The following is an 11,639-nucleotide window of genomic DNA, read 5'->3' on the forward strand; positions in this document are numbered from 1 at the left end:
CCGTTTTTCTGTCTCCCAGCGTATCCAGTTCCAACTCATCGTAGGATGTAACCTCGCGCAGCTCCGCAATATCAAATACGGCCAGACGCGCACCGCAGGAAATCAAAATCGACTTAGCGGTTTTGCCAGTAACAAAATGTCAATAGTTTTTTAATCACTTTTTTTCGAAAGTGGGCAAAAAAATAGAGCATATGGATTTTTCTTCATATGCTCTACTTTCATATTAATTTTTAGATCATAAAACTGAAATTTGTTGTTCTTCATTCAATTCTAATGTTTACTGGACTTACTGTGATATTTCCAGCTCCCTCTACTGTGTACCACTTACCTTTTTGTAGTTTAATCTTTTCTGATACACCAGATGTAATGTATCCTACCGTGTATGTTTCGCCAGTCTCAATATCAGTAAATATCACATCTGTATCACAATCACCGCTTACTCTAATAGTTTCAAACAGTGGTTGTATTTGTTCTGACTTGAATGCAACTCCGTTTCTCTCTGCAAGTGTGAAAGTATGCGTCCTTTGAATACCAGTATAAAAAAGAATTGCAATCACAATTACCACTATTAAACACGGAATGAGCCATTTCCTTTTCATCTAAAACACCTCCGCAACTTCAAATTTTCCAGCTCGACAAGCTGAAAGTTATCTTCCTGCCAAGGATTTTCCAACAACATAAACACCAACCAGCATTTCTCCAATTGACAATCCCAATAGTAAGCCAGAAATAAAGTCCTTAAAATCCGAACCACCAATTGCATATGAAAGAGCCTGTACTGCAATACCCATTACAATAAGCATAATTCCATATAACATATTTTTTTGCTTTTCTAACTCCTGCGTTCTTCTTAGCAAATCTAAAATCTGCTCATCATCATAGGTACGAACACTATTTTCTTCGGATATTTCACCATCCATCAGTTCTGCCACTGTAACTTCAAGTTCTTCGCATAGGCTTTTTACAATGGAATAGTCCGGCATACACTTACCGGTTTCCCATTTTGAAATAGTCTTATTGGAAACACCAAGTTTCTCTGCTAATTGTTCCTGTGTTAGATTTTTCTGTTTTCTCTTTAATGCTATAAATTTTCCTGTAACTAATTGGTTCATATGTATTCCTCCATTCATTTGATGATATAAAGGTACTTCTTTCATCATTGAAATAAAATCCCTTGTAAGTAGAATATGGGTGGAATCTCTGAAAAAAATGGAATATTTCATAAAAAACTCAACAGAAACTTCAAATTTTCCTGTTATACAAACTGAGATTTATCTTTCTTTTCGCTTGTCCTGCCCTAATGCAATAAATCCAGCGGTAACAGCAAGGGGAAGCATAATATCATGTTCGCCTAATGGGTCTGTTACTATGGAATAAATCAAAAACACCGTACAAACCAGCAATACTGCCAATATAATCCCACGAACAATTTTTCTTGTTTCCATTGCATAACGCTCCTTTACAACTTCAAATTTTTCAGCTCGCAAGCTGGAAGTTATCAATCATCTTTTTTACTATGATTTTTTTGTATGTAACAGCCTATAAGACCCCCAATTGCCAAACCAATAAGTCCCCCTAATGTGTCACTTAAATTCTTTCCAATAACATATCCAACTGCAACCCATATATACCATTTACACATGATATCTGATACCTTCAAATCATTCATGATAATTTTCCTCCCCAAATTCGATTTGTTGCTCAAATCATATCACATTCTCAAACATATCTCAATTCCAATTGTCTCTGTCCCCATCTATTGCATTGCCTTTCGGCTTGCTTCTGCAACCAGCATCCGGTTAATCTTTTCTTGCATGGTTTCCTTTGCATCTTCATTGAAATGATAGCGGACAACATATACTGTCTGCCCGATTTTCTTTGTAAATGTGTTTCCTTCTGTTTTTTTATTCATCATTTTTTCCATAATCATCTATTTCCTTTCTTTCCTGTGCCCGACAGAGAGAGGTTTGCTTCTGTCCCTGCCGGGAGTTTATCGGCACGCTGACAACGCAAGTGTCAACATGGGGTTTGAAACTTTTTTCGGGTAGTTATTTCTGTTTTCCAAAATACTATTGAAAAGTTTTTTGAATGTTCTTGTTGACACCTGTTAAAAAGTAGCTGAAACACCGGTAAATACAAAGGATTTTGGTGTCAACAAAAATGTCAACAAGCAATAAATTTCCGGGTAATCAGTAGCCTTTCGGCATCAAAATCAGCCTTTCTCTCTGTCGGGCAGATCAAATGGCAGCTCCAACTGTTCTGCTTTCGTCAGCTTTGTAAATCCATCTTTATCCGGTTCGTTGCCACCCTCTTCTTCTGCTCCTTCCCTGATCCAGCTTCTCTGTCTGCCATATCCTTCCTTTGAAAATCTGTGGACTCCGGCTCTCTTCCAGCCAGTGATCTGCGTATCCATAATAGAACAGATCTCATTTGTCTCGAATTTTTTCGGCTCCCGGTCAAAATGGTCAAAGGCTTCTTTCCAGATCTGGACGGAACATACATGACTACCTTTATAAGCGTCCAGCCAGCCTTGTATCATTCCTGCCATCGTATCTTCCTGTGTGAACTGTTTTCGGTATTCACTGATCTCCTGCTCCATTTCCTTTGAGAACTTCAACAGGCTGCTCTTATTCTCCGTTGACCAGTAGATTTCCATTGCTTCTGCCCACAACTGGTCAAAATAGGATCTGGCTTCTTTTTCATCATCGAGGATATGCTTCTCTGCCTTACTGCTGTCTATGGCAATCGGCAGGAACCGTCTTGCCCCAGTACGGTCAAAAGGAATGAACTGCCTTGTGTTCGTTGAACCTGCAAAGATACACTGACGCTTCCGGTCTTCCTCATATTTATCATAAGGGTTCCGGTAAGTGTCTTTCTGTCTGGTCAGGAATGACTTGATTTCCTCATTGCTCTTTGCACTGATTGCAGCAATCATCTCCGACATTTCCATAATCCAGTGTCCCCGGAGATGCTCGTATATCTTACTGTCATTCAACTGCTTCAGATCATCAGAAAACCAGTCATCGTTCAATGCAAGAAAACGGAAAAATGTGGATTTTCCGGCTCCCTGCTGACCTACCAGGCAAAGCATTTCATCTGCTTTACAACCGGGACGGTAGATTCTGCTTAATGCTTCCATCAGGAAGTGCTTCACAACCTCATAGACAAAATCCGAAGCATCTGCCCCCATGTACCGTTGCAGGACATAACGGATTCTCTCCTGCCCGTCCCACTCCAGTTGTTCCAGATACTCACAGATCGGGTGGTATGCCCGGCTGTTGGCTTCTATACGGAGTGCCTTATCCATACATTTTTCACTTGTGAGTTTGTAATAGCATTCAAAGAAATAGTAGAAATAAGTCCTGCCATCATCATCCAACTTGCAGACTTCCTCATTCCACCAGAGTTTTTTTACAATATCAATCCTGCCTGTCAGCTTGTTGTATTTCATACTCTCACGCACAAGCGGATCATTTCTCAGCACAACCATATAATTTCCAACCGTTGCTTTCGCAGTTCCTTTCTGTGTATATTCCAGCATCTGTTTCACTTCATCGACTTTGCTTTTATCTACCATCCGGAGCATTTCTTTCATGGCATCTTTCTGTTCTTTTGTGGCGATCTCCTTTATCTTCTCTTTCGCATTGCTCAATCCGCTCCACCTCCTTCCATTTTTCTTTTACAAGTGCTTCCTTATCTGCCCTGTCCCCAAAGAGCAGGATATCCAGATAATACTCAACAACTGACAACTCCCTGAGCGCAGTCATAAACTTTTCATGCCATTCTTCTGTCCGTGTTTTTGGTGCATACTGTTCTTTCCATTCCAGAAGCAGGCTCAGATAATCCAGATAGGCTCTCAGGCATCTCAGATGTTTTTTCTGCCAAAGTTCTTCTGGTGTCGGCTCTGGCTTTTTTGCCGAAACGCTTCTCCTGTTCTGCGGTGATCCCCTGTCCCTGCCGGAATAAGGAATCCCAAAATCATCTGCCAGCTTCATGGCTGCATCTTTCAATCCAATGTCAAACAGTTGTGCCGTAAAATCAATGGCATCTCCTGTACAGCCACACCCGAAACAATAATATCTCCGGTCAACTTTCATGCTGGGTGATTTGTCATTATGGAAAATGCAGCGGATCAGTCCGCTCCTGTTGGGCTTTAACCCATACCTCTCCGCAGCCTGCCGGACGGTCACATTCTGTTTTACTTCATCAAATAATCCCAATTCGTTTCCTCACTTTCTTAAATCTGCTTCCCAAATCTAGGAAACAAGTTTTCACAAAAAACAAAAAAGCACTTTGTCCTGTCCTTACGGAATCAACAAAATGCCCTTATAGTTCCAGATCACTGGAATGTGATCTTCCTTTATTCAGTTGTTTTCTCTCTGCCTCTTCTCTTTGAATCTTTGCTACGTTCAATGCAAGTTTTTCTCTGATTGACGGCTTCACTTCTTTTTTGATTTCTTCAACAACGGCTTTTTTCTTCTCTGGCTGTTTTAACTGACGGACAACCCTCACAACAGCTTTTTCCATCGCATATTCGATTTTTTTAATCAGACCGTCCAGCCTGTTTATCGCATATTCCTTTTCTTTTCGTGATGCCTTACGTTCCGGACTCTGAATCCATCTCTTAGAATCTTCCGCAAGACGAATGTCATCTTTTCTGGTAGCCCGCATTGTTTCCTCTGCGACTTTATCCACAGCCTTGTCATAGGCTTCACTGGATACTTCGTCAAGCAAGGTTTCCACATCTTCAATACGGAGGGTAAGCTGTTTCAGTTCCTCTCTCTGCTCTTCAATCAGCTCGCCCTGACTTAGAATCCGGTCAGAATTGGAAATGAAATTTTCTTTAAATTCTTTTTCCTGCTGTTCTATTTTTTCTTTCTGTGACTGGATAACCTTTTCATTTGCCCTGACATGTTTTGACTGCCTTGCAAGTTCCAGATGATTCGCATTGACCTTATCCCTTTGCTGATTGAGCATTTCCTGCTGAACCGCAATCTCTTCTTTCTGCTTCATTCGGATATAGTCCTGTTTCTCCAGATACTGCCTTCCTCCATAGGACGGTTCTTCGTCAATTTCCAGTCCATGACGTTTGCAGATATCCAGGAACATTGTCCGGCAGGCAGAATCAAAAACAACCTTACGGTTATTTGTCTTTGATCTTTTCTTTTCCGGATTCGGAAGTTCAAAGCCAAGTTCTTCCAGTGCCGCTTCCTGTTTCGGTTCAATCTCCCCATACCGGTTCGTAGCATCGAATACATGACGCTCATGAATATGCGGAGTTGCTTCGTCCATGTGCAGTGACCAGTCAATGATATGCACATTAGAACCAAACCGCTCATCGAACTCTTTCTTGAATTCATCAAAAACCAAAACCAGCGTTTCCACAGAAGCGTGTTCATCTATCGTCCCAAGCTGATAGATACTTTCTTCCGGACAGGTCTTTTTATTTTTCAGAACATCTTCCACCCCTTTACATCTGTCGGGATGTCTTGCTTTCTCATGACGTTTATTCTGGTTAATCACATAATCGCTGTAATGATCCACATAGTATGCCATCTCAATCTGGTTAAAAGAAAAATTATCCTCTTTTCCCCGGTCTGCCATTGTGGTATATCCCTGATAGCAGTCCCAGTAAATATTCTGACGGACACGTTCATTGTCAATATGCTCACTGTGTTCCGGGTCAAATCTCCGGTCATTGTGAAGCGGATTGTAAACACCGTCTTTCCCAGATCTGCCGTTATGCCTTGTGCCTTTCAATTCACATCTCTCCTTTTTTCAAGTTGTTTCCCCGGAGGGGATTGCAGCGAAGCTGCCAAAAGTCTCTGTCCCCGTTACAGACAGTACCCAGTACCATATGGCGAAACGCCATATCACTGGGCAATGGCTGCCGCCCTTAACCTGCTAAGGGCTTTGCCCCTTAACCCCAGCAAGATGCTGCCGCTCTTTGCAATCTGGGCACAAAGGACTTCCAGCCCTCTGTACTCCCAGCAGACAAAACGTAACTCCTGCCGCTGTCCCTTCAGCATGATCTCCGTTCCGTCTGTTTTTCAAAAATCCTCTGCATCGGATTTTGTGAAAATATAAAAATGGGTAAAACAAAGGGCACTAACTTTTTACGGTTAATGCCCTTTCCTTTACTCATTCACTTTTCAGATAATTCCTATATGTATCATTCTGATAATTGCTTCAGAACCATTTTAACAGTCTTCCTAAGTTTCATTCCGTCCCTCAGTCCCAACCGGTAGAAAAATTCTTCTGTCTCTGCTCCACTGTTAAATATCTGGTCGCAATATTTTGTAATGGTCTCTTCCTGTTCCTGTGGAAGTGTTGCGATCACTTTTTTATATTCTTCCTCAACTTCATCTGGTTCTGTCACAGACAGCTGGCTCAGTTTCCAGTCTGCATACTCTTTTCCCATATGTTCCGTTATGGTCAGGTTGATAAATTCTTCAATCTCTTTTGTAATCTTCATTTAAGAATCCTATTCCTTTCTCCAGTGGTCTACTCCATCAATCTGATTTTGAATGTTTCCAGCCACACCACTGCCCAGCCAGAAAGCACAGGCAGGATATAAAGTATAAAACCTGCCACAAGCATCCTGACCGCTTCTGTGCCTGTCTCCTGTCCGAATCCATACCCTAAAACTGCTGTAATGCAGATGATCCCCGACAGGATATGAAATACCGTTGCCGACAGCCATGTGAAGAACATAACCACCAGTTGTATCATTGTCAGGCATATACGCACTGGCAGTAATACGATTTTCACAATAATTCTTACAACAACCATGACTGTCCACCCCTTTCACTGTTTCAGATAACTACGATAGCTGTCTATCACAGAATCTGTCACACCGCTTTTGTAAATCTTTCGGATATCAACGATTTTTTCATCTTTCAAAAGTTTCAGCCAGTCCAGTAAATCTTTTCTGCTGTTTGCAAAATTACAACATCTTCCGTCTGCGTATTCAATCCGGTATCTCATAAGTCCCTCCTACACATACACCAGTTCATTTAAAATAATTTCATCTACCCGGCTTCTTGCATTGTTTGCCCGGCGAACCCATTCCATCTGATCTCTGCTTTTCAATTCTTTCGTAATGCCTTCCTGCTCCATAATCTGTTCCATGAGGAAATCCCTGCGTTCCAAACACTGCTCATTCAGATCTGCGAGATACGTCCAGAGCTTACCACTCAATGTCAGATAGGAATACAAGCCACTCTTGTAATCTTTCAGATAGTTTCTGTGAAGACTTCCATAAAAACCAATCTCTCTTTTCTCTTCGGGTACTGCGATCAGTGGCAGATAGATTTCCCCGACAAGGATATAATCCAGACCATTACTGTTATCGTGAATGATTCTTTCTAATTCGCTCATGCTGATGCAACTCCTTTCTTCGGTTCTGCTGGTGGAAGCAGTGATACCGGCACGAACACACCCTTTGCAATATCTTCCTGACGGATTTCCTCTTTTTTTGCATCCATCTCAGCTTTCTTTTTTGCCTTTGTCCGTTCATAGTATTCTTGCTGCTTGCCATTTGCTTTCCTTTTCAAGTAATTCTGATGAAGCCTGTCTTTTCTGGCTTCCCGCTTCTTCATTTCTTCAATTTCCTCTGGTGTCATTTCCACCTCACCGAAATGTGGAGGTAAATATTTCCCAATGAAGTTAAAATAGATTTCCACTTCCTGAGTTGTCTCAATGCTTCCTTTTCGGTCACGCTCATGAACCACAATCTTTTCTACAAATTCATTCAGCATGTAAGTGGTCAATTCCTCAAAATTTTGGTATTTATCAACCAGAGCAATAAACTTCTCCGCTGATCTGCGGCCTTCTTCATAGCCTGATAATTCAGCTTCCATATCTGCAATTTCTGCCGACAAATCTTTCTGTTCTTTAGAATACTGTCCGTCAAGAATCGCATAGCGTTCATCTGGCAGCTTGCCAAGAATATTGTCCTCATAAATTCTGCAGATCAGTTTTTCCAGTTCCTGCACACGTTTTTTTGCTTCTGCCAATCTGCTTTTCAATCTTGTGATCTCACTGGACTGCTGTGAAGTCTGTGCCTTTTTTACTGTTTCCAAAAATTCTTCACGGTTCAGCTGTGAATACTCTGCAACAGCCTTTAACAGTTCCTTAATCAGCTCCATAACCACATCTGCATTAATTCTGTGCTGTGTCTGGCAGAGTGTTCCAACCGGAACTTTAGAATATGCAGAACAGGTATATTGTGGTACTCGCTTGCCATTATTTACTCGATGTACATACATTTTGGAACCACAGTCTGCACAATACATCAGACCTGTCAAGGGGTGGGCTTCTCCCCATCCATCTGGGTACCTTCTCACATTGCTTCGGATTCTCTGCACATTGTCAAAAGTTTCCTGATCTATGATTGCTTCCTGCGTGTTCTCAAACACCGTCCAGTTATCCTCAGATACATAATGGCTTTTCTTATCCTTGAAATGTTTTCTGGTCTTGAAGTTCACTGTATGACCAAGATACTCTCTTTTCTTCAGAATACCTGCAACAGTAGAAGAGCCCCAGCCATAAGGATCTTTGATTTCTTCTACTCTGCCTTTCCATAATCCGGCATCTTTCTTTGCCATATGAACCGCTGGTATCTCAACCTTATCCTCTTTCAGTGCCTTGGCAATCTGATATGGTCCGTACCCGTCCATTGTCATGTGAAAGATTCTCCGTACAACTACAGCTGCTTCTTCATCAACAATCCATACATTCGGATCATCCTTGTCTTTCAGATACCCATACGGTGTTGTACTTGCCACATGCTTGCCGGATTTTCCTTTCGCCTTGAAAGTTGATTTTATCTTTTTACTGGTATCCCTTGCATACCATTCATTCATGATATTTCGGAATGGAGTAAAATCATCGTCCTCCCGGAAGCTGTCTACATTCTCGTTGACTGCAATCAGGCGGACATTCTTCTGTCGCAGCAATTCCATATATTGTCCGACTTTCAGATAATCTCTTCCCATTCGGCTCATATCTTTAATCAGAATCGTTCCGACTTTCCCCGACTCTACTTCTTTCATCATGGCAAGAAAGCCTGGGCGATCAAATCTTGTACCGGAGATACCATCATCAGTAAAATGAACAAGATTGGTAAATCCATGTTCTTTTGCATATTGTTCCAGCAGTTTCTTCTGGTTTGAAATACTGTTGGATTCCCCGTTTAATTCATCATCACGACTAAGACGTTCATACAACGCTGTCATGAATCCCTGTTTCTCTGTCATAGTCAGATGTCCTCCTTCCTTTGTTTATTAATTGCCTGTTCTCATCCCATATCCGTTCCTGTACCGGGTTCTGATGTTTCCGGGACGTATTAACCAGAAAAGACACGCTGAATGCCTATTCAGTTCTGGTATCACTACGGGCAGACTGTTTCGTTTTCAAGGTTCGTGTAAGAAGTAAAAAAGATTCTTACACTAAACGAAATGCTCAGAGGTCTTTTTACAGCCCCCTTACTGCATCTTTTTTGATTTCGTGTCATCTTTTTAAAGTTCCTTACACAATCTCTGTACTGACGAAACAAAATACGGACATGTTTTGAAATTGTTTTTTACAAAATACAATTTTGTTCTTTAAGGTAAAAAAATAAGCCTCAAGAGACTTTTTAATCATTTTGGAGCTCCAACTCTTTAAATTTGATTGATTAAGAAGTCTCTTCAAACTTACTACACCGGCTGCCAGCTTATATTTCTTATACTGCCGCACTGCGAAGTGATTTGGCTTCTCGGCTTCCAGTGCATCAAACATCAGGTCTACGGGGTTTTTGAACTCCTCGTCATCCTCACGGACTTCCATGGCATTGATGAACTCGATGAGGGTGGAGAAGTTTTGCTCCTCCACCGGAGCTTCATAGTGGATATATCCAATCAACGCGCAATACAGCAATGTTTCCGCCTTGACCCAGAAATCGTCTCCGGCCTTGCCTTCGCCTTTGGTATTGGCAATCAGCGTTGTTACCAGCTTCAAGATGTCCTTTTCGCTATGGATATAGGCGAAAGGGTTATAGTGCATGGACTTCTTGAAGTTGATGGTATTTAGGACCTTGATTTGGTACGGCTCATAAATGACCTTGCCGTGCTTATCCTTCATGGGCTTTCCGTCCTTCCCCAGCTTGGGCGCACCCCTTTGGAGCATTTTTCCGCATTCCACCAGAATTGTTCCCTTCGGGTCCGTCACAACATAGGAGCTGTGCATCTGCATCAGGTTGGGTTTCAGCCAGAATCGGGTCTTACCGGAACCGGAGCCGCCAATCACCAGTACATTTTTGTTTCTGGCAGTCTTGGGGTCCTTGGGGCGGCTGTTCATGGTCAGACTCTCCGTTTTCGTCAGAATCACATTGTTCTGAAATACAGGATCAACGTAAGGTGCAATATCCTCACGGGTTCCCCAGCGGGCCGAACCATATTCCAAACCATGTCGATATTTCTTGGCGTTCTTGCTTTTAAGATACACCGCCAGCCTCAGACCAACACCGCAGCACAGCCCTACCAACAAGTCCAATGGATGCAGGCTTGGCCAGAAACTTTGCAGCGCCCCAGGCAGAACCTCAACCAGCGAAAGAAACTTTTCTGAAGCATCCGCCCCTTGTGCCATTCGCCATGCCTCTCCAAAATTGGTAGCAAACAGCCCCAGCAGGATATACGGCATATTCAGCAAAATGAGCTTTTTGATGTCCAATGTCTTTTTCATCGTTCCAGCTCCTTTCGCTTGGTGCGATCCACCACAGCATTTTTAACCATCTCTTTGAACTGGTTAAGTTTTTCCAGTACGGACGGGCGCTCTGTTTTCGTTGCCTTTTTGACCTTTTTGTTGGTGTACTCTGTAAAAGCTGCTGTCAGAGCATCTGCATCACGGCCTTTGAAAAAAATCAGGTACTTTGGCGGAGAACTGCTGCGGTCCTTTTTCACCGCATAATCCACACCATATTTCCGGGCGATTTTCTCAAACTCCTTGATAGAGGGGTCTGTGATCTCAATGTTGGATATTCCCTGATTCTGCCCGACAAGCTGCTTCACAGTCTGTTTTCCATGCGGAACAACCGGCGCATCACGGCTTCTCTGTTTTTCCAGCTTCTTTTCCTTTCGATGTGCCATGTACTTGCTTATGGCAGCCTTAAACATTCTGCCGGTAAACTTTGTTCCACTGACAACCAACGTCAAAGTTCTGTTTTCCACTTCTTCCTGCATTTTCTCGCCTCCTTTCCACGAAGTTTGCAGGGAATCTCTTTTTTTGCTAAGGCGGAACCACCAGCCGCCGCAGAAGATAACGCTTCATACCGCCCTCCTTAGCGTAACTGGTCAGAACGGTCATAGTGCAGATTGCCCTGGCGTACCTTTGCGTGGCTCAAAATCTTAATCTGCCCCTTTTCCTGACTATCCAGTGCTTTTTCATAACCGGTATCCGACAGGAACAGGCGTGTTCGTTCGCCTTTCCAGCCAACAGGGGAATCGTTCGTCAGCACATCAAAAATAATCATGTGCCGGGTGTCCTCCGCAAAACGCTGGAGGTCCATATATCCATGACCGTGATAATTCTGCGCTCCTGCCTTTGCCCGCATTTCTTCCATCAGCTGCCCTATGGTCTTTCCCTCAGACATCATGCTT

17 protein-coding genes are annotated in these 11,639 nt (G+C 42.6%); all 17 read right to left on the bottom strand.

Annotated elements, in window-relative coordinates:
- Positions 1-260 precede the first annotated feature (260 nt).
- Positions 261-599, bottom strand: coding sequence for a hypothetical protein (locus OCV62_RS17640; protein WP_118573148.1), 339 nt, complete (start codon positions 597-599; stop codon positions 261-263).
- A 48-nt stretch (positions 600-647) separates the two neighbouring features.
- Entirely contained in the window at positions 648-1,160 is a 513-nt protein-coding gene (locus OCV62_RS17645) for a helix-turn-helix domain-containing protein (protein ID WP_015530014.1), read from the bottom strand.
- Between the two features lie 111 nt (positions 1,161-1,271).
- The gene (locus tag OCV62_RS17650; RefSeq protein ID WP_173812237.1) at positions 1,272-1,445 is read right to left on the bottom strand and encodes a hypothetical protein; all 174 of its coding nucleotides are present in this window, start codon (positions 1,443-1,445) and stop codon (positions 1,272-1,274) included.
- A gap of 53 nt (positions 1,446-1,498) precedes the next feature.
- Positions 1,499-1,669 carry a hypothetical protein gene (locus tag OCV62_RS17655; RefSeq protein WP_173812235.1) on the bottom strand — a complete coding sequence of 57 codons (171 nt, stop codon included), beginning with the start codon at positions 1,667-1,669 and terminating at the stop codon, positions 1,499-1,501.
- 87 nt (positions 1,670-1,756) lie between these two features.
- Positions 1,757-1,924, bottom strand: coding sequence for a transposon-encoded TnpW family protein (locus OCV62_RS17660; protein ID WP_158433346.1), 168 nt, complete (start codon positions 1,922-1,924; stop codon positions 1,757-1,759).
- Between the two features lie 288 nt (positions 1,925-2,212).
- Positions 2,213-3,652: a virulence-associated E family protein gene (locus OCV62_RS17665; RefSeq protein ID WP_227392426.1), complete on the bottom strand. Its 1,440-nt coding sequence runs from the start codon at positions 3,650-3,652 to the stop codon at positions 2,213-2,215.
- Positions 3,567-4,220 carry a CHC2 zinc finger domain-containing protein gene (locus OCV62_RS17670; RefSeq protein ID WP_158433345.1) on the bottom strand — a complete coding sequence of 218 codons (654 nt, stop codon included), beginning with the start codon at positions 4,218-4,220 and terminating at the stop codon, positions 3,567-3,569. Before OCV62_RS17670 ends, OCV62_RS17665 begins: the two co-directional genes overlap by 86 nt.
- 106 nt (positions 4,221-4,326) lie before the next feature.
- Positions 4,327-5,760, bottom strand: a complete 1,434-nt coding sequence (locus tag OCV62_RS17675) for a serine/arginine repetitive matrix protein 2 (RefSeq protein ID WP_158433344.1) — start codon at positions 5,758-5,760, stop codon at positions 4,327-4,329.
- Between the two features lie 113 nt (positions 5,761-5,873).
- The gene (locus OCV62_RS17680; protein WP_262588302.1) at positions 5,874-6,029 is read right to left on the bottom strand and encodes a hypothetical protein; all 156 of its coding nucleotides are present in this window, start codon (positions 6,027-6,029) and stop codon (positions 5,874-5,876) included.
- 143 nt (positions 6,030-6,172) lie between these two features.
- A complete protein-coding gene (locus OCV62_RS17685) occupies positions 6,173-6,475 on the bottom strand; it encodes a hypothetical protein (RefSeq protein ID WP_227392427.1) in 303 nt (100 codons plus the stop codon).
- Positions 6,476-6,504: 29 nt separating this feature from the next.
- Entirely contained in the window at positions 6,505-6,732 is a 228-nt protein-coding gene (locus OCV62_RS17690; protein WP_262588306.1) for a hypothetical protein, read from the bottom strand.
- Positions 6,733-6,807: 75 nt separating this feature from the next.
- The gene (locus OCV62_RS17695; RefSeq protein ID WP_158433342.1) at positions 6,808-6,987 is read right to left on the bottom strand and encodes a hypothetical protein; all 180 of its coding nucleotides are present in this window, start codon (positions 6,985-6,987) and stop codon (positions 6,808-6,810) included.
- 9 nt (positions 6,988-6,996) lie between these two features.
- Positions 6,997-7,380 (bottom strand): TnpV protein, encoded by a 384-nt coding sequence (locus OCV62_RS17700; protein WP_158433341.1) that lies wholly within the window; start codon positions 7,378-7,380, stop codon positions 6,997-6,999.
- On the bottom strand, positions 7,377-9,260 hold the full coding sequence (locus tag OCV62_RS17705) for a DUF4368 domain-containing protein (RefSeq protein ID WP_173757422.1): 1,884 nt from the start codon (positions 9,258-9,260) through the stop codon (positions 7,377-7,379). The genes OCV62_RS17700 and OCV62_RS17705 overlap by 4 nt, the downstream gene beginning before the upstream one ends.
- A 271-nt stretch (positions 9,261-9,531) precedes the next feature.
- On the bottom strand, positions 9,532-10,725 hold the full coding sequence (locus OCV62_RS17710; RefSeq protein ID WP_262588311.1) for a type IV secretory system conjugative DNA transfer family protein: 1,194 nt from the start codon (positions 10,723-10,725) through the stop codon (positions 9,532-9,534).
- On the bottom strand, positions 10,722-11,222 hold the full coding sequence (locus tag OCV62_RS17715; protein ID WP_158436361.1) for a PcfB family protein: 501 nt from the start codon (positions 11,220-11,222) through the stop codon (positions 10,722-10,724). The genes OCV62_RS17710 and OCV62_RS17715 overlap by 4 nt, the downstream gene beginning before the upstream one ends.
- Before the next feature lie 98 nt (positions 11,223-11,320).
- The gene (locus tag OCV62_RS17720; RefSeq protein ID WP_008728385.1) at positions 11,321-11,632 is read right to left on the bottom strand and encodes a DUF5720 family protein; all 312 of its coding nucleotides are present in this window, start codon (positions 11,630-11,632) and stop codon (positions 11,321-11,323) included.
- Positions 11,633-11,639: the final 7 nt, after the last annotated feature.

It is taken from the genome of Gallintestinimicrobium propionicum, assembly GCF_025567525.1.
In the GTDB taxonomy this organism is placed as follows: Bacteria; Bacillota; Clostridia; order Lachnospirales; family Lachnospiraceae; genus Gallintestinimicrobium; species Gallintestinimicrobium propionicum.

Bases quoted from the DNA above. Each gene is read 5' to 3' on its own strand.
- OCV62_RS17685 (WP_227392427.1), bottom strand. From the start codon at position 6,475: ATGAAGATTACAAAAGAGATTGAAGAATTTATCAACCTGACCATAACG.
- OCV62_RS17705 (WP_173757422.1), bottom strand. From the start codon at position 9,260: ATGACAGAGAAACAGGGATTCATGACAGCGTTGTATGAACGTCTTAGT.
- OCV62_RS17650 (WP_173812237.1), bottom strand. From the start codon at position 1,445: ATGGAAACAAGAAAAATTGTTCGTGGGATTATATTGGCAGTATTGCTG.
- OCV62_RS17655 (WP_173812235.1), bottom strand. From the start codon at position 1,669: ATGAATGATTTGAAGGTATCAGATATCATGTGTAAATGGTATATATGG.
- OCV62_RS17645 (WP_015530014.1), bottom strand. From the start codon at position 1,160: ATGATGAAAGAAGTACCTTTATATCATCAAATGAATGGAGGAATACAT.
- OCV62_RS17715 (WP_158436361.1), bottom strand. From the start codon at position 11,222: ATGCAGGAAGAAGTGGAAAACAGAACTTTGACGTTGGTTGTCAGTGGA.
- OCV62_RS17680 (WP_262588302.1), bottom strand. From the start codon at position 6,029: ATGCTGAAGGGACAGCGGCAGGAGTTACGTTTTGTCTGCTGGGAGTAC.
- OCV62_RS17690 (WP_262588306.1), bottom strand. From the start codon at position 6,732: ATGATACAACTGGTGGTTATGTTCTTCACATGGCTGTCGGCAACGGTA.
- OCV62_RS17710 (WP_262588311.1), bottom strand. From the start codon at position 10,725: ATGAAAAAGACATTGGACATCAAAAAGCTCATTTTGCTGAATATGCCG.
- OCV62_RS17695 (WP_158433342.1), bottom strand. From the start codon at position 6,987: ATGAGATACCGGATTGAATACGCAGACGGAAGATGTTGTAATTTTGCA.
- OCV62_RS17640 (WP_118573148.1), bottom strand. From the start codon at position 599: ATGAAAAGGAAATGGCTCATTCCGTGTTTAATAGTGGTAATTGTGATT.
- OCV62_RS17720 (WP_008728385.1), bottom strand. From the start codon at position 11,632: ATGTCTGAGGGAAAGACCATAGGGCAGCTGATGGAAGAAATGCGGGCA.
- OCV62_RS17700 (WP_158433341.1), bottom strand. From the start codon at position 7,380: ATGAGCGAATTAGAAAGAATCATTCACGATAACAGTAATGGTCTGGAT.
- OCV62_RS17660 (WP_158433346.1), bottom strand. From the start codon at position 1,924: ATGGAAAAAATGATGAATAAAAAAACAGAAGGAAACACATTTACAAAG.